This window comes from Staphylococcus sp. EZ-P03 (assembly GCF_003344575.1).
GTDB classification, from domain to species: domain Bacteria; phylum Bacillota; class Bacilli; order Staphylococcales; family Staphylococcaceae; genus Staphylococcus; species Staphylococcus simulans_B.
The window spans coordinates 70,071-90,391 of sequence record NZ_QPMO01000022.1; the positions used below are offsets into that span (position 1 = coordinate 70,071).

At 34.8% G+C, this 20,321-nt stretch carries 17 protein-coding genes and 1 pseudogene; 15 read left to right on the forward strand and 3 right to left on the reverse strand.

Going from position 1 to position 20,321, the window contains the following annotated elements:
* Positions 1-90: 90 nt before the first annotated feature.
* The 7 genes from DVJ99_RS10625 to DVJ99_RS10655 are packed head-to-tail and all read left to right on the forward strand — an operon-like array spanning position 91 to position 6,771.
* Positions 91-1,449 carry a gluconate:H+ symporter gene (locus tag DVJ99_RS10625; protein ID WP_114604174.1) on the forward strand — a complete coding sequence of 453 codons (1,359 nt, stop codon included), beginning with the start codon at positions 91-93 and terminating at the stop codon, positions 1,447-1,449.
* A gap of 13 nt (positions 1,450-1,462) precedes the next feature.
* Complete coding sequence (locus tag DVJ99_RS10630; protein ID WP_114604175.1) at positions 1,463-2,482, forward strand: zinc-binding dehydrogenase; 1,020 nt, start codon at positions 1,463-1,465, stop codon at positions 2,480-2,482.
* 1 nt (position 2,483) lies between these two features.
* On the forward strand, positions 2,484-3,269 hold the full coding sequence (locus DVJ99_RS10635) for an SDR family NAD(P)-dependent oxidoreductase (protein ID WP_346426307.1): 786 nt from the start codon (positions 2,484-2,486) through the stop codon (positions 3,267-3,269).
* Between the two features lie 19 nt (positions 3,270-3,288).
* Positions 3,289-3,906, forward strand: a complete 618-nt coding sequence (gene eda, locus DVJ99_RS10640; RefSeq protein ID WP_114604177.1) for a bifunctional 4-hydroxy-2-oxoglutarate aldolase/2-dehydro-3-deoxy-phosphogluconate aldolase — start codon at positions 3,289-3,291, stop codon at positions 3,904-3,906.
* Between the two features lie 3 nt (positions 3,907-3,909).
* Positions 3,910-4,884 (forward strand): sugar kinase, encoded by a 975-nt coding sequence (locus tag DVJ99_RS10645; RefSeq protein ID WP_114604178.1) that lies wholly within the window; start codon positions 3,910-3,912, stop codon positions 4,882-4,884.
* 35 nt (positions 4,885-4,919) lie between these two features.
* Positions 4,920-5,957, forward strand: coding sequence for a mannonate dehydratase (uxuA, locus tag DVJ99_RS10650; protein ID WP_114604179.1), 1,038 nt, complete (start codon positions 4,920-4,922; stop codon positions 5,955-5,957).
* Positions 5,950-6,771, forward strand: a complete 822-nt coding sequence (locus tag DVJ99_RS10655; RefSeq protein ID WP_114604180.1) for an SDR family oxidoreductase — start codon at positions 5,950-5,952, stop codon at positions 6,769-6,771. The genes uxuA and DVJ99_RS10655 overlap by 8 nt, the downstream gene beginning before the upstream one ends.
* A gap of 130 nt (positions 6,772-6,901) precedes the next feature.
* On the opposite strand, the pseudogene DVJ99_RS10660 reads toward DVJ99_RS10655, so the two are convergent.
* Together DVJ99_RS10660 and DVJ99_RS10665 are read right to left on the reverse strand one after the other, a co-directional pair.
* Positions 6,902-7,630 (reverse strand): annotated as a pseudogene (locus DVJ99_RS10660) (glucose 1-dehydrogenase); the annotation flags it as partial.
* Between the two features lie 88 nt (positions 7,631-7,718).
* Positions 7,719-8,648: a LysR family transcriptional regulator gene (locus DVJ99_RS10665; RefSeq protein ID WP_114604182.1), complete on the reverse strand. Its 930-nt coding sequence runs from the start codon at positions 8,646-8,648 to the stop codon at positions 7,719-7,721.
* 170 nt (positions 8,649-8,818) lie between these two features.
* Between DVJ99_RS10665 and DVJ99_RS10670 the strand changes: the two genes are divergently transcribed.
* Both DVJ99_RS10670 and DVJ99_RS10675 read left to right on the forward strand, forming a co-directional pair.
* On the forward strand, positions 8,819-9,574 hold the full coding sequence (locus tag DVJ99_RS10670) for an SDR family NAD(P)-dependent oxidoreductase (protein ID WP_105994024.1): 756 nt from the start codon (positions 8,819-8,821) through the stop codon (positions 9,572-9,574).
* Between the two features lie 28 nt (positions 9,575-9,602).
* Positions 9,603-10,025: a lipocalin-like domain-containing protein gene (locus DVJ99_RS10675; RefSeq protein WP_105994023.1), complete on the forward strand. Its 423-nt coding sequence runs from the start codon at positions 9,603-9,605 to the stop codon at positions 10,023-10,025.
* A 61-nt stretch (positions 10,026-10,086) separates the two neighbouring features.
* On the opposite strand, the gene DVJ99_RS10680 is transcribed toward DVJ99_RS10675, so the two are convergent.
* Positions 10,087-10,596 carry a YagU family protein gene (locus DVJ99_RS10680; RefSeq protein ID WP_105994022.1) on the reverse strand — a complete coding sequence of 170 codons (510 nt, stop codon included), beginning with the start codon at positions 10,594-10,596 and terminating at the stop codon, positions 10,087-10,089.
* 179 nt (positions 10,597-10,775) lie between these two features.
* On the opposite strand from DVJ99_RS10680, the gene DVJ99_RS10685 reads away from it, so the two are divergent.
* From DVJ99_RS10685 to DVJ99_RS10710, 6 genes are all read left to right on the forward strand, one after another.
* On the forward strand, positions 10,776-12,641 hold the full coding sequence (locus DVJ99_RS10685; RefSeq protein WP_114604183.1) for a BglG family transcription antiterminator: 1,866 nt from the start codon (positions 10,776-10,778) through the stop codon (positions 12,639-12,641).
* Between the two features lie 78 nt (positions 12,642-12,719).
* Entirely contained in the window at positions 12,720-14,669 is a 1,950-nt protein-coding gene (locus DVJ99_RS10690) for a fructose-specific PTS transporter subunit EIIC (protein ID WP_114604184.1), read from the forward strand.
* Positions 14,670-14,682: 13 nt separating this feature from the next.
* Positions 14,683-15,618: a mannose-6-phosphate isomerase, class I gene (gene manA, locus DVJ99_RS10695; RefSeq protein WP_114604185.1), complete on the forward strand. Its 936-nt coding sequence runs from the start codon at positions 14,683-14,685 to the stop codon at positions 15,616-15,618.
* Positions 15,619-15,834: 216 nt separating this feature from the next.
* Positions 15,835-17,838 (forward strand): restriction endonuclease, encoded by a 2,004-nt coding sequence (locus tag DVJ99_RS10700; RefSeq protein ID WP_114604186.1) that lies wholly within the window; start codon positions 15,835-15,837, stop codon positions 17,836-17,838.
* Between the two features lie 319 nt (positions 17,839-18,157).
* Positions 18,158-18,679, forward strand: coding sequence for an immunodominant staphylococcal antigen IsaB family protein (gene isaB / locus DVJ99_RS10705; protein ID WP_114604187.1), 522 nt, complete (start codon positions 18,158-18,160; stop codon positions 18,677-18,679).
* Between the two features lie 241 nt (positions 18,680-18,920).
* Positions 18,921-20,192 (forward strand): amidohydrolase family protein, encoded by a 1,272-nt coding sequence (locus DVJ99_RS10710; protein WP_114604188.1) that lies wholly within the window; start codon positions 18,921-18,923, stop codon positions 20,190-20,192.
* The last annotated feature ends 129 nt before the right edge of the window (positions 20,193-20,321 follow it).

The window sequence follows — 20,321 nt, forward strand, 5'->3', positions numbered from 1 at the left end:
CAACGCTTACATTTAATATATAATAGTTTGTAATTCCACTATATAAAACACTATACCACATTGTGGAACTATCGATAAGGGGGATGTTATATGTTAGGTGAAATATGGCCGATAATAAGTGTTTGTTTGGGAATAATCGTGTTGCTTATATTAATTATTAAATTTAAGATCAATGCTTTTATATCTTTAATAATAACATCAATAGCTACAGGTGTATTCTTAGGAATGGACTTAAACAAAATTATCGGAACAGTTGAAAAAGGGATGGGCCATACTTTAGGGAGTGTGGCAATTATATTTGGGTTAGGTGCAATGCTTGGGAAGCTAATTGCCGATGGCGGCGGTGCTAACCGAATTGCAGATACATTAATTGATAAATTTGGAGAGAAGTACATAAAGTGGGCTATGATAGTTGCCTCATTTATTATCGGGATTGCACTTTTCTTCGAGGTTGGCTTAGTTTTATTAATTCCACTTGCGTTTACAATCTCTAAACGACTTGGAATTTCACATATGAAGATTGGTATACCAATGGCAATTGCTTTGTCAGTAACACATGGGTTCTTACCACCTCATCCTGGACCAGTAGTTATTGCCAATGAATTGAATGCAAATCTAGGTCAAGTTTTAATGTATGGAATCATAATTGCAGTGCCAGTAGTGGTAATAGTTGGTGGGTTTTTCATTAAATTTTTACCTAAAATAGCACCTACTGCATTTGAAAAAGAAATTGATATGTCGAATATTGTAGCTGATAAATCAATGAATAAAGAGATGCCTAAGTTTTCTATTAGTGTATTCACTGCTTTATTACCAGTGATTCTAATGTTGTTTGCTACAATCGTACAAATGATTACAGGTCATCAAGAAGAAGCTACAAATCACTTCGAAAGTGTTGTTTATTTCATTGGTAATGCTCCAGTAGCGATGCTAATTTCATTAGTTTTTGCTATGTACACAATGGGGATTGCAAGAAATCGAAATATGAACGAAATAATGGATAGTGCTGCAGAAGCTATTATTCCAATTGGAATGATGATCCTTATTTTAGGAGCTGGCGGTGCGTTTAAAGAAATTTTAATCGATGGCGGTGTTGGTAAAACTATTGAACACATGTTTACAGGTACTGTGATGTCGCCAATCATCCTTGCTTGGCTAGTATCAGCTTTATTGAGAATTGCACAGGGTTCAGCTACCGTGGCGGCAATTTCCACTACTGGAATTGTATTGCCATTATTACAAGCTTCAGATACTAACCTTGCCTTGGTAACTTTAGCTATTGGTGCAGGGAGTATCATATTCTCGCATGTTAATGATACTGGATTCTGGATTTTTAAAGAATATTTCGGTTTAACGGTAAAAGAAACGTTCTTAACTTGGTCGCTTTTAGAAACGGCTATATCTGTATTTGGACTAGTATTTATTTTAATACTTAATTTGATAGTTTAAAGGAGATGCTATTGTGAAAGCAATATTTATTAATGGTAAAGAAAACATGGAATTAAAGAATATTAATGATATAAAAGTGGGAGACATTAGCGGAAAAGTATTGATTCAACCAGAATATGTGGGAATTTGCGGATCGGATATTCACTATTTAGCTGAAGGTGCATCGGGCATAGCTGTTATCAAAGAGCCATTGACACCTGGACATGAACTAGGAGGAAAATTACTAGAGGATATAACAATTGATAATAAACTAGTTAAAAAAGGGACTCCCGTGACAGTTCATCCAGCAACCTACGGTAAGAGATTAGAAGATCAACCTGATAACCCTGAAGTTTGGCCGGAGGGTGCTTATTTAGGATCAGCTCGATACTATCCTCATAAACAAGGTGCGATGGTAGAAAAAATGTTTGTTGATAAATCACAAATTAGAGTTTTGCCACAAGGGTTAGATACAAAATTAGCAGCTTTAGCTGAGCCGCTAAGTGTTGGTATCCATGCAATTAATTTAGCTGGCGGAGTGAAAAACAAAAGAGTTTTAGTTTCGGGAGCTGGACCAATTGGATATTTAGCAGCGATTGCTGCAACTACTTTAGACGCCAAAGAAGTTGTTATTACAGATGTTTTAGATGAGCCTTTAGCAAGAATTAATAATTTAAATGGTATTCAAACTGTAAATGTAACGAAAAATAGCGTTGAAAAAGATCACTTTGATGTTATTTTAGAATGCTCTGGTGCGCCAGCGGCAGTAAATGCAAGTATGAAAGCAGCTAAGATAGGTGGAACTGTCATTCAAGTCGGCATGTTACCGAACGATAATGTAGGACTGAACTTATCGGATATGAATACAAAGCAAATTATATTTAAAGGAAGTTATAGATTTAATGATGAAATTGATGAAGCTATTCAATTATTAAATCAAAACAATATCTTTAATGAGGCTATCAGTCATGTATATAGTATTGATGATTATGAAGAAGCTTTTGAAACAGCAAGAGATGCAAAAAAATCATGTAAAGTATTAATAGAAATTTGAGGTGCTTTATTTGGTAGAGAACTTAAATAATAATCTTTTTGATTTAAATGATAAAGTGGCAATTGTGACGGGTGGTAATAAAGGATTAGGTAAATTTTACACCATTGCGCTTGCTAGTTTTGGTGCCAAAGTCTTTGTAGTTAGTTCAACTCAAAATGGTTGGGATGAACTGCGAGAAGAATTTGAAAAAAACAATGAATTTTTGGAATTATTTCAAATTGATATAACTACACCAAATGCTGCCATAACTATAGTGAATGAAGCGATTAGTAGATTTGGGAAAATAGATATATTGGTTAACAATGCTGGAATGCAAAGAAGAAATCCAATTTTTGAATTTAATGATAAAGATTGGGATGAAATTATTCAACTGAACTTAAATGCTGTATATCACTTATCAAAAGCTGTTGCATATGAAATGTCAAAAAGAAAACAAGGAAAAATTATAAATATTGGCTCAATGCAATCTTTCACTGCAGGCAAAAGAATTTTTCCATATACAGCTAGTAAGCATGGCATTGCAGGTCTTACAAAAGCATATGCTGAGGCATTAGCAGAATACAATATTCAAGTAAACACTTTGTCACCAGGATATATTGAAACAGACATGACTAGAGTTTTAAAGAATGATCCAGTTAGAGGACCGGAAATTGAAGGCCACATTCCTGGCGGACAATGGGGAGAACCTAAAGATTTAGTGGGCCCTCTAATCTTCCTAGCTAGCAATGCATCAGATTATGTTACCGGAGTTAATCTGCCCGTAGATGGCGGTTATTTATTGAGATGATAATGGAGGAGATATAATTATGAAATCAAGTAACATCCTAAATGATATACAAAGAAATAAATTTGTTGCAGTGATGAGAACTGATAATGAAAGAGATTTTTTAGTTATATCACAAATTTTGCTAGAGCATGAAATGAATACAATTGAAGTTACAATGACAACACCTAATGCATTAGAGATTATTAAACAATTGAGCGAAAAGGATAATTCATTAATAGGTGCAGGAACCGTTTTAGATAGTGAAACAGCTAGGTTAGCTATTCTAAATGGGGCAAGTTTTATTGTAAGTCCATATTTTGATAAGGAAACTGCAGAGATATCTAACTTATATGATATCCCTTATATTCCAGGTTGTATGACAGTGACAGAGATGTTGGAAGCAACCAAAGCAGGATGTAAAGTATTGAAACTATTCCCAGCAAGTCAATTCACTGCAAAATCAATTAAAGATTTTAAAGGGCCATTACCAAATCTTGAAATGATACCTACTGGAGGGATTGGTTTAGCTAATTATAAAGAATGGTTAGATAACGGAAGCTTTGCTGTTGGTATTGGTAGTGAGATTACAAAAGTCTTTTACAAAGAAGGAGAAAAAGGTTTGGTTGAATATATAAATAATTTAAATAAAGGAGAGTAAGCAATGACTATTTGGGGGTATGGAGAAGTTCTTCTAAGGTTTACACCTCCTAATCATAGCCTGCTAGAAGAAACAAATAGCTTTAGTTGTTATGTGGGAGGTGCTGAACTAAATACATTATCATCGTTAAGTTATTGGGGGCATAGTACTAAGATGTTAACTGCTATACCTAATAATGAAGTAGGAAGTTTAGCATTAAAAACGATGAAATCACGTGGTGTAGATACAGAATATGTAGAAAATGACTTTAATAGAATGGGGATATACTATCTTGAAGAAGGATTTGAAAATAGAAGCGGATCTATTGTATATGATAGAAGGAATAGCAGTTTCTCAAATTCTGGTTTTCAAAAGTTAGACACTATTACTATAACTGAAGGAGATTACTTTATATTTACAGGCATTACTTTAGCAGTAAATAAAACTGCTAGAGCTAATATTGTAGAATATTTGAAAGCATTAAAAGATAAAGGTATCAAAATAGCATTTGACATTAACTATAGAGAATCGTTATGGACAGTTGATGAAGCTGTGTCAATAATTGAGAAAGTTTTACCGTACATCGATGTACTAATGTTTGGAAGAAAAGATGCAACAGATTTACTAAAAGTTAATAGTCATGAAGACAGCATAAAGAAATGCGCTGAAACTATTCAAGAAAAATACAACATACCTATAGTGGCATCAAGTAATAGAAGTGTTGAAAATGAAACTCTACAAGGATTGATAATGAAGAAAGGCTCTAAACCTGTAATGAGTAATAGTTATAAATACTACACATTAAATAGAATTGGAGCTGGTGATGCATTTTTAGCCGGAGTATTACATGGAATCATTAATAATTGGGACACTCAAGATTTAATTGAATATGCTACAAAATGTTCAGCGATACAACATACTACGCAAGGTGATGCACTTTTGATATCAGAGAAAAAAATATCGAATTTAACACAATATGCAGGCGGTTTAAATCGATAAAATTGAAAAATTCATAAATAAAGAGGAGGATTTTCATGGAATTATCATTTAGATGGTATGGTGAGTCTGATCCAGTGACTTTGGAAAATATTAAACAAATACCAGATATGAGACAAATTGTTACTGCAATTTATGACATACCTGTGGGAGAAGTTTGGTCAGATGAAAAGATAAAAGAACTAAAAAAGGCTATTGAGAATAAGGGGCTTAAATTTGAAGTTGTTGAAAGTTTGCCGGTTAGTGAAGAGATTAAATTAGGGACAAATAAACGTGATGAACACATTGATAATTATAAACAATCGTTAAGAAATTTAGCAAAAAATGGCATTAAAACTGTAACGTATAATTTTATGCCAGTCTTTGATTGGACTAGATCACAATTAGACTATCAGTTAGACGATGGCTCAAATACATTGATTTACGACCATGAAAAAGTTAAAGACATAGATCCAATTACTACACAAATGTCATTACCGGGATGGGACGAAAGTTATAGCAGAGAAGAGTTATCACATTTAGTTGAAACATATAGAAGCATGTCTGAAGATGAGCTTTGGGAGAACTTGAAATACTTCTTAGATGCTGTATTACCAACAGCTATTGAAGAAGATATTGATTTAGCTATACACCCGGATGATCCACCATGGGAAATCTTTGGTATTCCTAGAATTATAAAAAACGAAAAAAGTTATAAGAAATTAATTGAAATTAATGACAACTCACATAATGGCATTTGCTTTTGTACAGGATCTTTAGGTTCAACAGCAGAAAACAATTTACCTAAAATGATTGAACAATTTGGCGATTACATCCATTTTGTTCATATGAGAAACGTTAAGCGAGTTGGAGAAAAATCATTTATTGAAACAGGGCATTTAACAAAAAATGGCTCAATTGATATGAAAGAGATTGTCAAATCTCTTAAAAAGATTAACTTTAAAGGTACAATCCGTCCTGATCATGGTCGAATGATTTGGGGAGAAACTGGTAAAGCTGGTTATGGACTGTACGACAGAGCTTTAGGAGCAACATATATTAACGGATTAATTGAAGGGGTTGAGTCAATTGACTAAAGCTTTTTCTAATTTAAATATTGTTATAACTGGTGCTACTGGAGTTATTGGATCTACTTTTGCAAAAGGATTAGCAAAGAAAGGTGCTAAGATTGGCTTGCTAGGTAGAGATGAAACTAAAATCGAAAGATTGCAATCAGAAATAGATTCTGATAAAAAGCAAACAATAGTTTTAAAAGGCGATGTACTAGATAAAAAATCATTAATTAATGCTAAAGAGATTTTTAATAATAAATTTGGCAAAGTTGATGTATTATTAAATGTCGCAGGTGGAAATAGTCCTACTGCAACTACTGAAGATGAATTTTACGATAAGCAAAGCAAGAAAAACTTTTTTGACTTGGATGAAAAAGGTGTGGAACAAGTATTCAACCTTAATTATTTAGGGAGTTTCTTGCCGTCACAAGTATTTGGGGAAGACATCATTGGTTCTGAACTTGGAACAATTATTAATATCTCATCAATGAATGCATTCACGCCACTTACTAAAATACCAGCATACAGTGGGGCAAAAGCGTCTATTAATAATTTCACTCAATGGTTAGCAACTTACTTTGCTGGTCATATCAGGGTTAATGCAATTGCACCAGGTTTTTTTGAAACTAATCAAAATAAACAGTTATTGAGAAACCAAGATGGCAGTTATTCAGAAAGAGCAAATAAAATATTATCTCAGACGCCTATGGGAAGATTTGGTAATCCAGAAGATTTATTAGGAACTTTATATTGGCTGATAGATGACACTCAAAGTGGCTTTGTTACTGGAGTGGTTGTTCCTGTAGATGGTGGTTTCTCAAGTTATTCAGGTGTCTAATAAATATAAACGGATGGACTTAGTAATAAAAGAGTCCATCCGTTTTGTCTTATTTAAACGATAAAGATATTCTTAAACTGATTGTGTAACCATATTTGTACTAGTGTTTTAGTTTTAAATAGAACCTTTATTACAACGCTGTGATACCGCCATCAATCACAAATTCTGAACCTGTAGAATAAGATGCTTCATCAGAAGCTAAGAAACAAACAAGGTTAGAAACTTCTTCAGGTTGTGCAATACGGCGCATAGGAATAGATTTCTCAAAACGCTGTACGGCTTCTTTTACATCTTCTTGTTCTAACATTGGCGTTTGAATGACACCAGGGTGAACGGAATTAACTCGAATATTAAATGGTGACAAAGCGCTTGCGGCCGCTTTTGTCATACCTCTGACCGCAAATTTAGTGTCCGTATAGCCGATTGCACCGCCGACTAGTCCGTTCATAGAAGAAATATTAATAATAGCACCATTTTCTTGCTGCTTCATAACACGAGACACGGTTTTAATACCTAGAAATACTGAAACTTGGTTGATATTCACAATTTTCATATAGTCTTCTAATGAGAGTTCTTCAATAGATTGATTATAAGTAATACCTGCGTTATTCACTAAAACATCGATTTTATCCCACTGTTTTAATACCTGATCAACAACACGTTCCCAGTCTTCTTGTTTTGTGACATCATGTTTGATAAACAGGGCTTGTTCCCCTAAAGCTTCTGATGTTTTTTGTCCTTTTTCCTCATTGATATCTGTAATCACAACTTTAGCACCTTCTGCTATTGCTTTCTTGGCATGTACTTCTCCCATACCTTGAGCACCGCCTGTAATAATCATAACTTTGTCTGTAAGTCTTCCCGTATAGAACTTCCTTTCTGTATTATGTTCTCACTATAAGTGTAAACTTCTAACTTAGCGAGTTCTAATGAAAAGGTTTACATAATCAGGTTGATTCGGAGTCGAAATCTGTCTTAAAGGATTGAATTGCTGTGTCAATAAAACGTCTTGAAGCTTTAGTGAGTTTTCTGTTTTTAGGATAAGCAATAGCAACTGTATTATTGTATTCCTGAATATCGAGCTTGAAGTAATAGGCACTTTTATGAATATTATTGTTTTTAACACTTTCAGGTACAAGAGTAATACCTAAACCTTCACTTGCAAGTTTTAATGCGTTGTCGATACTCATGGTTTCCATAACAATATGCGGTTCAATGTTGTAAGTGTTAAAGAAATGATTCATGACTTTTCTTAATGTCATATCAGATTTCAACACGATAAACTTTTGATGATTTAAATCGCTGTAAGAAAATGAAAATTGATAATCTGGTGTTTTAATATTTTTGGTGAACATATAATCGTTTGGAATCAATAGGTAAATAGGTTCCTTATACAGTACTTCATAGTCGATATTTTCGTTATCAATGGGAAGAATTGTAAGGCTCAAATCAATTTCATGCTGTTCTAATAGTTTTTCGATTTGTTTTGCATTGTCTTCAATCAGCTTAACGTCGATACCCGGATTCATTTTGATGAATTTCGGCAAGATAGTATATAAATTATGGGATGCAAGTATCGGATTGACACCGATTTTAAGGCGTCCTCTCTTCAGGTTTGAAATCTCTTGGAGTTCACTCTCCATTTGATGGAAAAGCTGTTCCATTTGTTCGAGATAAGAGAGATAGCGTTCACCAGCATAAGTTAAAGTAATAGGTGTATTTGTGCGGTCGATCAGCTGCACGCCTGCTTCTTCTTCAATATCTTTAACAAACTTGCTTAAATAGGGCTGTGAAATAAAGAGTTGTTTTGCGGCATGAGAAATACTGCCATTTGCAGCAATCGCTTCTAAATATTGTTTTGCATTTTCTTTATACATACGACCACTTCCTAACCAATGATTGATGTCTACTATAACTAAATTGTTATAGATTTGATAGTTAAAAGCGTATTGTACAAATCAGCATACACAAGAGAGAATAGAGATGTAACGAAGACCCAATAACGTATTAACTCTCAGATAAATATAAAAATAAGGAGCATGGATTTATGAAGAAAAATGTAATTATTACAGGGGCAGCACAAGGTATCGGTTACGCTATTGCTAAAGCTTTTGATAGCGAAGGTTACCGTGTCTTTATATTAGATATGAGTCAGGAAAAAGCTAAAGAAGCGGCAGACAGCTTAAAAGAAGGTCACGCTTATACTGTAGATGTAACGAATGAAACACATGTCGAAAATGCAGTTAAAGATATTAATGCTAATTACGGCTCTATTGATGTGCTTGTTAATAATGCAGGTATTCAATATATTTCCGCAACAGAGGACTTCCCATTAGAACAATGGAATAAAGTACTGGGTGTCATTCAAACAGGCACATTCTTAATGACAAAACATGTATTGCCGTTTATGAAACAACAAAAACAAGGGCGTATCATTGTTATTTCATCTGCACATGGTGAAAATGCAGACCCATACAAATCAGCTTATGTCGCTTCAAAATTTGCTCAAATCGGCTTTACAAAATCTGTCGCATTAGAAACAGTTGATGACGGCATTACAGTCAATGCAGTCTTACCAGGACCTGTCCGCACTGCACTTATCGAAAATCAATTAGCAAAACTGGCTGAACAAGATCAATCTACAGAACAAGAAGCAATGGAAAAACACATTACAGGCAAAATGCCTATGAACCGTTTATTAGAACCAGAAGAAATTGCGGATACAGTTGTCTTTTTAGCTTCTGATAAAGCTTCTGCTATCACTGGAGAAACAATCAGTGTATCAGGCGGTATGAACGCATAATTGAGTTTATAAAAGGAGAAATGTATTGATGTCACAACTTATGGAACAACTTATAGGAACATGGAAATTAGTTAAATATCAAGATGTTGCTGAAGATGGAAGCATCTATTACCCATTTGGCGAAGATGCGACAGGATTTATTATGTATAACCCTGACGGCTATATGTCAGCGCAATTAATGAAACAAGGCAGACCTGCTTATGCTTCAGGCGACCTTCATAAAGGTACAACAGAAGAAATGGCAACAGCAGCTGAAGGCTATCTTGCTTATGCGGGCAACTTTGAAATAGACGAAGCACATTCAACCATATATCATACTATGTTAGTAAGTATGAATCCTACATGGTTAGGTGATACACAACCGCGTGAATTCTCACTTGAGGATGACATCCTAACTATCGTGAATGGTAACAACCGTAACCAAAAACTTGTGTGGCAACGTGTGAAGTAAATATAAAGTAAAACAGACTGTGTATCTCGATAAAAGGATACGCAGTCTGTTTTGATACATATTAAGCTTTTAACGCTTTATCTTTATAAATAGCATAGCGTCTGACTAATTCGATTGTCATCATCCAAACAATATGACCGAATAATTCTGATAGATGTTCATGGAAAGGTTGATCCCAAGGTGCAGGAACGGTTTGGATTAAAGGCATAAGTACAAGGTGGAAACCGATCCAAACGATGATACCGAAGACAGCACCATACCCTGCATAAATCCAACTGTATTTTTTCGCTAAGTAGATATAGATTAAAGCAATAACGATAGAGAAGCTATAATGTACGATAAAGCTGACCCAAGGCAGCATCTGTTCTGAAAATTGGTAAGTTTGATGTGTGAAATCAGGTGAGAAACCTAATTGTTGAAGCAGTTGTTGAGGCGGGTTGGTCGCATTACGCTCTGGTGTACGCGGCGGAAACATGACTTCCCATCCTAATTTAACAATCCCTGATAATAATCCAGCAATGACTGCTGTATAAATAAATTGCAAAGTGCTTTTGTTACGTGCTTGGTGCATGTAATCTCCTCCTTTTGAATAAGAGTATAATAACATGATTAGATTGTCAGAAATATAATAACTTATAATTATTTTGGAGAATTATGAATTTTATGTGAAATATTGTACTTTATCTAAGTATTAGGTATTTCTTATGAAATGGCTTACACTAAATGTAATAACATGAGGAGGCGGTTAGAATGATTGAAAGACAAATTAATTTAATTCAGCTGTTTGTGAATAATGCCAATCATTTTTTAACATCTGATGATGTTGCTGCCTTCTTAAACGCGTCTAACAGAACGATACGTAATGATATAAAGTATGTGAATGCGGTGTTTTTGAAAGACTTGATTGTGAGTGTGAAATCGAGAGGTTACCAATTAAATACTGAACTTTACAGCGTTGAAACAGTTGAAACAAAACTCAAAGCGTATACAGATAGAGATCATAAAATTCTTGTGACATTAGGTTATCAGCTGTTAATGAATGAAACGCAACTAACAACCCATCAATTAGAAAGCGACTACCATCTTTCAAAGAAGGAAGTTCTAGATTATATCAGCCGCATTCAAGCGTGGTGCGAAAAGTTTGATGTAGCTATCAAATTAAAGCCGCGCAAAGGCATTGAAGTAGTCGGAAGTCAGACTGACCTCAACAATGCCATTTTACATTTGAATCAGCTGTCTACACACAATCATCGTGTAGAAGCTTTGATTTTAAATGAACTGCCTAATGCACATGTACAAACCATCGCACAGATTATTAAAGACAATTTGAAGCTGTTTAAGATTAATACGTCAGATATCCAAATTGAACAATTGCTGATCCATTTGATTTTGATTATAAAGCGAAGAGGAAATGATGAATATTTAGGCGGTTTAAATCAAGAAGCTTTAACCATTGCCCAGCAAATTATCGAAGAGATCAACCATAAACTCAGCTACACACTTAATAAGCAAACCACTCAATTGTTTTCTTTCTTTATCAGTTATCACTTCAATAAGTTTGATTTAGGGGTTCAAAAACTGTTTATTGAAAGTTACATCAATCGAATGATAGAGCGTATGGAAGAGCGTATAGGTGTTTGTTTCACTCAAGACAAAATACTAAGAGAAAACTTATATTCTCATTTTGGACGTACGTATTTAAGAATTATGAAACAAGTCTATTTAAACAACCCGCTTACGAAAGAAATCAAAACCTTATATCCTTTTATTTTCAACGTACTTTACGACATCGGCCAACAGATGTCAGAAGATGCCGGGATAGAGCTTTCAGAAGACGAAATTGCATTTTTAACGATTCATTTTCAATCTTCTATAGACCGTAATGAACAAAATCATTTAAATGTCGTCATTGCTTGTTATTACGGTATTGGTATATCTCAACTGCTTGCGACAAAAGTATCAAAATTAAACGAGCACATTGTTGTCAAAGATACGATTAGATTAGAAGATATTGAACAATACGATTTCTCCGATATTGATTTGTTAATCACAACGCATGATATCAAAATCAAACATTTGCCCAAGGATGCAGAACTGCTTCAAGTATCACCGCTGCTCAGCGAAGATGATAAACATCAGTTGGAAAGGCTGACCGCTAAGAAGTTGAAACCTGCAATGAAAGCAGATGAAATAGCGGGTGTGAACTTCATAGTTGAAGCTGAGGGCGATACGCCGTTCAATATGGCTGAAATTTTTGAAAGGGCACAAATGATTCTAGGTGAGAATCATGCAGTTTTAGAAGGCTATATCGAAAGTGCTTTAGAACGTGAAAGAATGTCTTCCACATATATCGGTAATCAAATTTCTATTCCGCACGGGAATCCTGAAAAGGTGTTGAAGTCTCATGTACTGATATTCAAAAGCCAAAAAGGATTCTATTGGAAAGAACATCAAGTCAAAATGGTCTTCTTCTTAGCGACTACAAAAAATGATATTCAACTAACGAAACGCATCATTCAAACGATTGCACAGTTTGAAGAAAATACAATGGATGAATTACTTTATTTAGATGACCAGCCATTCAAAAACAAATTAATACAAATGATTCAAGGATAATTGCCGGTAGTAACGGTAATTATCTTTTTTTATGCCTCTTTGTTACCGCTTACAATCAAGGTAAGGAGTGTGATTCGGATGAAAATATTAGCAATTACGTCTTGTCCAAACGGTATTGCACACACATATATGGCGCAAGAAAAATTAGAACAAGCAGCCAAAGAAATGGGTGTAGAGATTAAAGTTGAAACACAAGGCGGCGTAGGTGCTGAAAACGTATTAACAGCTAAAGAAATAAAAGAAGCAGACGGTATTATTATCGCAGCTGACAGACAAGTAGACTTATCGCGTTTTAATGGAAAACGTTTGATTAACGAAAACGTAAGAGAAGGGATACATCATCCTAAACAATTAATTCAACGCATTATTGATCAAGATGCACGTATTTATCATCACGAAGGTGCTTCAGACGATGAAAGTTATGAAGAAGAAGAGAAGAAAAGCGGCGTGCAAATGGTTTATCAACACTTAATGAACGGTGTATCTTTCATGGTTCCGTTTATCGTTGTCGGCGGTTTGCTGATTGCAATTGCTTTAACACTTGGAGGAGAACCTTCCGCAAAAGGTTTAGTTATTCCAGATGATTCATTCTGGAAATCTATAGAAAAAATCGGGGGCTTATCATTCAGCTTTATGGTCCCTATCTTAGCAGGTTATATCGCCTATAGTATTGCGGATAAACCAGGGTTAGTTCCAGGTATGATCGGCGGTGCTATCGCAGCTGACGGAAGTTTCTACGGCAGTGAAGCAGGTGCAGGATTCTTAGGCGGTATCGTAGCCGGATTTATCGCAGGTTATGTAGCGAAATGGATTAAGAACGTCAAAGTGCCGAAAGCTATGGCACCGATTATGCCGATTATCATTATCCCGATTTTAGCTTCATTAGTGGTCGGTTTAATCTTCGTATTTATTATAGGTGCACCGATTTCTGGTGTATTCACAGCGTTAACAGGCTGGTTGAAAGGCATGCAAGGAGCCAATATTGTCCTTCTGGCATTGATTATCGGTGCAATGATTGCCTTTGATATGGGCGGCCCCGTCAACAAAGTTGCTTTCTTATTCGGTTCAGCATTAATTGCTGAAGGCAACTATGCAGTGATGGGTATGGTTGCGGTTGCAGTATGTACACCGCCAATCGGTTTAGGTTTAGCAACATTTATTCAAAAACGTAAATTCAATAACTCAGAACAAGAAATGGGTAAAGCCTCATTCACGATGGGTCTGTTCGGTATCACAGAAGGTGCTATTCCATTCGCAGCACAAGACCCGCTTCGTATCATCCCTGCCAACATGATCGGCGCTATGGTCGCTGCAGCTATCGCAGCTTTAGGCGGCGTAGGAGACAGAGTCGCACACGGCGGTCCTATTGTTGCAGTGTTAGGTGGCATTGAGCACGTATTATGGTTCTTCATTGCTGTCATTATCGGTAGTTTAATCACAACAGCAACTGTATTATTGTTCAAAAAAAATGCACCAGCGGCTGTACTTGATGGGGCAGGTGCAACAACAGAACTTTCTGATAATCAAGAGGCTCACACACAAACAGAGCCGGTACATGCAGACACAACTGCACAAGAAACAAAGGAAAACAGTGTTTTCCATAAAAGCTTAATCGAATTAACAAACAGTGAAATGAAACGTGATGATGTGATTGATCGATTAATCACAGAACTGAAAAATCAAAATTATGTTGAAGACTTTGATTCAGTTAAAACATCAGTATTAAAACGTGAATCTGAATCTACAACAGCTATTGGTATGAATGTCGCAATTCCGCACGCGAAATCAGATGCAGTGAAACAACCTGTAGTCGCAGTATTACAAAACAAACACGGTGTGAACTGGAAAAGTCTGGACGGCACATTGCCTAAGATTGTGTTCTTAATCGTCGTACCGAATAACAGTAACGATACACATCTTAAGTTATTACAAAGACTTTCTAAAACACTTATGGACGACGCAACACGAGACAGATTGATTAATGCAGATACGAAAGATGAAATCTACGACATTTTAAAAGCAATATAAAGGATGATAACGTATGGCACTATTTTTAAAACCAGTATTTCAAGAACGCATTTGGGGCGGTTCGGCTTTAACACAATTTAATTACGATATTCCAAATGATTTAACAGGCGAATGTTGGGCAATTTCAGCTTTGCCGCATGGATCAAATGAAATTGAAAATGGTCCGCACCAAGGTAAAACGTTAGAACAAGTATGGGAAGAAGATAAAGCATTGTTCGGTAATGACAAAAGAAATAAATTCCCGTTACTGACAAAAATATTAGATGCAAATGATAAATTATCTGTACAAGTACATCCTGATGATGCTTATGCACAAGCACATGGAGAAGGTTACGGTAAGACTGAATGTTGGTATATTTTAGACGCAAAAGAAGATGCAGAAATTATTTACGGTGTGAATACAGATAACCAAGAAGAGCTGGAACGCATGATTGATAATAAAGCATTTGATGCTTTGTTCCATAAAGTAAAAGTAAAACCAGGCGACTTTTTCTATGTCCCTGCAGGTACCGTTCATGCTATCGGATCAGGTATTATGATACTTGAAACGCAACAATCATCAGATACAACATATCGTATCTATGATTATGATCGTAAAGATAAAAACGGCAATACACGTGAATTACACTTAGAACAAAGTAAAGCTGTCATTGATGTTAAACAAACTAATCCTAATACAACGCCGAAACATGAAACACGTAATGGACAAGCCTATACACAATTTGTTTCAAACACATTCTTCACCGTTGAGAAATGGGATATTGAAGGTGAGTTAACATTTGAAAAGCCTTACGAGTACTGCTTGGTCTCTGTGATTGAGGGAAGCGGAGAGGTTATTATAGACGGAGAAACAAACCATATAGAAAAAGGCACACACTTTATCATTACCTCAGAAGATTTAGATATTACTTTTAAAGGTGACATGAGTTTAATAGTAAGTCATCCATGATTGAATCAAAATAAATAGGAGCCAAAGTGTATAAAAACGCTTTGGCTCTAATTCATTCTATATAGCAGAGATTATGATTTATTTTTTTAAATATAATAAGTTTTAAGTCCAAGACATAGTTATGATTATGGAAACATTGCTGAAGATTTTGTATTTAATAGAACAAAATTGCCTGTTGTGAGAGAATAAAGAAAATTAATAGCATGGGGTGGAATTATGAAAAAATTATGGAGTGAAAAATTGGGTGCTCTTCCTAGAATTCCAAGAGCAAAAACAGAGTTAGGTTATTTGGATACATTAAAAATAATTTTTAACGCTATTGAAAAAAATAGGCCCAGTAATGAAGTCATTAGGATAACAGGCAGTGACACTGATCATACTTTAGATCATTATATTAATATTTTGAAAAGTTACAAATTAATATATTTAAATGAAAAAAGTGAAGTTAAGATTTGTAAAGTATTAGAAAATTGGAAAGAACCAAAGTTTGATGAAAAAGTAGGAAAGTTTCTATACGAAAACATCAAATATATATCAGAAATGCTATTTTTCCTTAATACTCCTAAAAAGACAAAAGAAATTTTAGAAGATGCAAATGCTAATTATAATTTTACGTGGAAACAAACAGGGCAAGTACATGAGAGAATCGCATGGCTTACAGATTTAGGGCTTATAAATTCTATGAGTTTTAAGCAACAGTATGAAATAAGTAAAAAAGGAAGTCAATTTTTAAAAGTTCATCCCCCCACTCCGCCGATTGATATAAAAAAGTTTGTTTTAGATAAGACTCAAGACGAAAAAAGTATAGATTTAAGTGAATGGATACTGAATATTAATTTGAAAGATAACCATGAAAAAAAGTATACACTAGGGTATGTACCTGGTGGTAAAAGCAATACTATTCCTCTTATTATTAGTGTATTAGAATTTTCTACAGAAATTATCGATTATGATAATCTATATCAATTACTTAAAAGAAAAACTGATACAAAAAAATCATCAATAAATGGATTTTTAACTTTCATGACAAATCTCGGCTTGTTAGATCGCGTTGGGGAGAAAGTATATAAAACAACTGAAACCGGAATGAAATTTTATGAAACGGATACTCCAGAAATAGCTCTGTTATTTTTGTTGCAAAAAAATTATCGATATATTTTAGAAATTCTATTTGAGTTGAACAATGAACCTAAAACTTCCAATGAATTAGCGGTTGCTGGTTTAACAAAATATGGAATGTCCAGCGACAATAAAGACAGAATTAATGAGCGTTTATCATTACTAAGAATCGCACAATTGATAATAAATGATAAGGGTAAATCAATCAAACTTTCGAAAAGGGGAGAAAATTTGTTGAAAGTATTAGTTGAAAAGGTTGATTTTCAACTAAATAATGAAATAAGTGAACAAACGAAAGTTGAAGAAAAAGGTACTGAAAATTATTTGGGTATCATAGAAGAAACAAGGTTAGCATCAGTGAATTCAGCGAAACCACATCACTTTGAGGAAATGCTGGAAAAAATGTTTGAAATGTTAGGTTTTAAAACTAAACTAGAAGCAAAACCAGGAACAACTGACATAGTTTTAACAGCTCCTACTGTACCTACTTTTGCGTATAAGGTCGCGATAGAAGCAAAAACGAATAGAGATGGAAAAATAACTGATAAAATGATTAATTTTGATGCTCTTTTAGAGCATAAAGAAAAACATAAAACAGATTATATAGCGATTGTAGGAAAAACGTTTTATGGAGAAAGGGTATTTAGATATGCTGAAAATCACCATATTTTGTTAATCGATATTAATGATTTAGAAGAATTAGTTAAAAAGCATCAAAAGTATCCACTACAAGCGTTAGAATATAAAAAATTATTTAATCAAAAAGGGAAAGTGAATATAAGTGTTTTAGATGATATTTATATGAGCATGAAAAGAAGAAAGGTCCTTTTTCAATTAATTTTACAGGCTTTGATTCAAAACAGTGATGATGATTTTACAGAAGGTTTTTTAACTGAAAGAGAAATATATATATGTATAAAGGAAGATGAATTATTCAAAGAAGCTCCAGTTACAAAGCAAGAAGTAAGAGATATGTTGAGTTTATTGTCTAATCCATTAATTGGTTGTATCGGTACAGAAGGAAAAGGTTACTATGCAAAAGGATCTTTAGAAGATGCACAATTAAAATTTGGTTTCTACTATTCAGCAACTTTAATTTAATCTAACTAATAAATTAGGAGAACTTTATCAATCAAATGATAAAAACAACTCTTGTACTTATTTGCCAAGACAGTACAGAAGTTATAGAACTATTAAGGTTCGTTAAAGTTTCACAACTACCATTTGTGAGCCTTTAATTCAGAGCTTAGTAAGCTTCCGACTTACTAGGCTCTTTTAATATATTGTTATATAAGTTTTGCACAATGTAATTTAAACGTAAAAGAGTGCTTTATAAGGGATTAATGAAATTATTTGTAACATTTGTAATATTATTGTAATCTGAGGATGAGAGGTTATCAAAATACGAGGAGTGTTAATCATGAAAAAGGTGATTATAGCGACAGGAGTAACTTTGACAACCGTACTTGGCGCAAGCCTAGCATCCCCGATTGACGTTGGTTCTCAAGCAGCATATGCCGAAAGTGAACAACCTTATTATAACTACACGGGTTATGCAAGTAATGACTCAAGCTTCATTTTGGATCCGAATTTTAAGAGAGCTATTGAACACGATAATGTAACGTTCAATGGACACAAAATTGATTTCAGCGAAGTCCCTGCTGGTAATTTAACTTCTACAATGGTTTATGACCAAGTGTTATTTATTAAGAAAGATTCAGGTAAAGTAGTATCTGCAGAATTCCCAGGCCATAGCATCACAAAATCACAAATTGAAGAGGTATACGGTCCGCCTACTCATTTCAAAACGGGTGATGCTGTAACTCAAAAAGACTCAGGCACTATGTTCTATAATTTAGCCGGACGCTATATTGCATTTGATGTACATGAAGGTCAGCTGACAAATGTTTATCTTAACCCGCAATATTATTTAATTGAATAATTTATCGGACGTTCGCACATAGATTAAGCGCCTCTCAAATGTTAAGTGAGATAAGAAGTATGCTTGTTGCTTCTTATCTTGCTTCTTTATTTGTCTATAGGCTTTAAAGTGCATTAAATATGCGTTTGCTCAATGCGTTAAGTTTCTTTAATCCCATATATGTTGATAGAATTGAAGTGTGTTATTAAGAACATTGAATAATTTTTTGTTTATGTTGGTAAGAGAGAGATGGAGGGATTATATGAGCAAAAAATTTATTAACGCAACTATTTACAAGCATGATGATGCTTCTGAAATTTTAGTAGAGAATGGCAAGTTCGCCGCAATCGGTAAAGACTTAGGAGAAGCGGATGAAGTGATTGACTTGAAAGGACGTTTAGTATTACCGCCTTATGTTGATTCACACTTGCATTTAGATTACTACTTTATTGGACAAGATCCTAAAATCAAAAATGAATCAGGTACGTTATTTGAAGCGATTGATTTATGGAATGATTATAAAAAAGGTACAACTAAAGAAGAAATGAAAGAACGTATGCGTAAAGCTATCAATGATGTCGCAAGTTACGGTACACAATATATCCGTGCACAAACGGACTGTACAGACCCGAACTTAACAGGCATTAAAGCTGCGATTGAAATCAGAGATGAATTAAAAGACAATATTACAATTCAAGTAGTCGCATTCCCGCAAAACGGTATGTATTCATTCGAAGAAGACGGCAAAACAGGCCGCGACTTAGTAGAAGAAGCGCTGCAGCTTGGCGCAGACTGTGTCGGAGGTATTCCGCATAATGAGTGGAGTCCTGAAGACGGAGCGGAATCAGTAAAAGAAATTGTTCGTTTAGCGGTTAAGTATGACAAACTCATTGACGTACACTGTGATGAAACAGATGATGCAGAAGCACGCTACCTTGAACAATTGAACGCAGAAGCAATGAAACAAGGTTATGGTCCATACACTACTGCTTCACATACATGCTCATTCGGTTCAGCAGATGATGCATATGCATTCAGAATGATGGGCTTATTCCGTCAATCTGGCTTAAACTTTGTATCATGCCCGACAGAAAACTTATTCTTGCAAGGACGTCAAGATACGTATCCTAAACGCCGCGGTTTAACACGCGTGAAAGAATTTGTAGATAATGATATCAACGTTGCTTTCGGACAAGATTCAATTGTGGACTTATGGTATCCGGCAGGTTCAGGCAACCTTATGAATATCTTAGACAATGGTCTGCATGCGACACAATTAATGCGCGAACAAGACTTCCCGCGCAACTTTGACCTTATCACTTACAATGGTGCGCAATTAATGCGTATTGAAGATGAATATGGTCTAGATGAAGGCAAACCAGCGAACTTCATCGTCGTTGATGCGCCGACAGTATTTGAAGCACAAAGACGCCGTTCAGACTGCCTTGCTTCAGTACGTAATGGCGAATATCTCTTCAAGAGAGCTTTACCTGAATATGAAACTGAATTAGATGTTACACGTAAAACAAAATAAACATCGCTGATATAAAAATGAGTGGCACAGCATTGGTTTGTGTACTGCACCCCAAAAGTTGAACCTACAAAATTCAACTTTTGGGGTGTTTAATTATGAATAAAAGTTATAGTTTAGATTTCAAACTTA

Excerpts from the sequence above, each read along its gene's own strand:
- DVJ99_RS10675 (WP_105994023.1), top strand. The coding sequence starts at position 9,603 with ATGTCACAACTTATGGAACAACTTATAGGAACATGGAAATTAGTTAAA.
- eda (WP_114604177.1), top strand. The coding sequence starts at position 3,289 with ATGAAATCAAGTAACATCCTAAATGATATACAAAGAAATAAATTTGTT.
- DVJ99_RS10680 (WP_105994022.1), bottom strand. The coding sequence starts at position 10,596 with ATGCACCAAGCACGTAACAAAAGCACTTTGCAATTTATTTATACAGCA.
- DVJ99_RS10670 (WP_105994024.1), top strand. The coding sequence starts at position 8,819 with ATGAAGAAAAATGTAATTATTACAGGGGCAGCACAAGGTATCGGTTAC.
- DVJ99_RS10665 (WP_114604182.1), bottom strand. The coding sequence starts at position 8,648 with ATGTATAAAGAAAATGCAAAACAATATTTAGAAGCGATTGCTGCAAAT.
- manA (WP_114604185.1), top strand. The coding sequence starts at position 14,683 with ATGGCACTATTTTTAAAACCAGTATTTCAAGAACGCATTTGGGGCGGT.
- DVJ99_RS10685 (WP_114604183.1), top strand. The coding sequence starts at position 10,776 with ATGATTGAAAGACAAATTAATTTAATTCAGCTGTTTGTGAATAATGCC.
- uxuA (WP_114604179.1), top strand. The coding sequence starts at position 4,920 with ATGGAATTATCATTTAGATGGTATGGTGAGTCTGATCCAGTGACTTTG.
- isaB (WP_114604187.1), top strand. The coding sequence starts at position 18,158 with ATGAAAAAGGTGATTATAGCGACAGGAGTAACTTTGACAACCGTACTT.
- DVJ99_RS10645 (WP_114604178.1), top strand. The coding sequence starts at position 3,910 with ATGACTATTTGGGGGTATGGAGAAGTTCTTCTAAGGTTTACACCTCCT.
- DVJ99_RS10710 (WP_114604188.1), top strand. The coding sequence starts at position 18,921 with ATGAGCAAAAAATTTATTAACGCAACTATTTACAAGCATGATGATGCT.
- DVJ99_RS10690 (WP_114604184.1), top strand. The coding sequence starts at position 12,720 with ATGAAAATATTAGCAATTACGTCTTGTCCAAACGGTATTGCACACACA.
- DVJ99_RS10700 (WP_114604186.1), top strand. The coding sequence starts at position 15,835 with ATGAAAAAATTATGGAGTGAAAAATTGGGTGCTCTTCCTAGAATTCCA.
- DVJ99_RS10625 (WP_114604174.1), top strand. The coding sequence starts at position 91 with ATGTTAGGTGAAATATGGCCGATAATAAGTGTTTGTTTGGGAATAATC.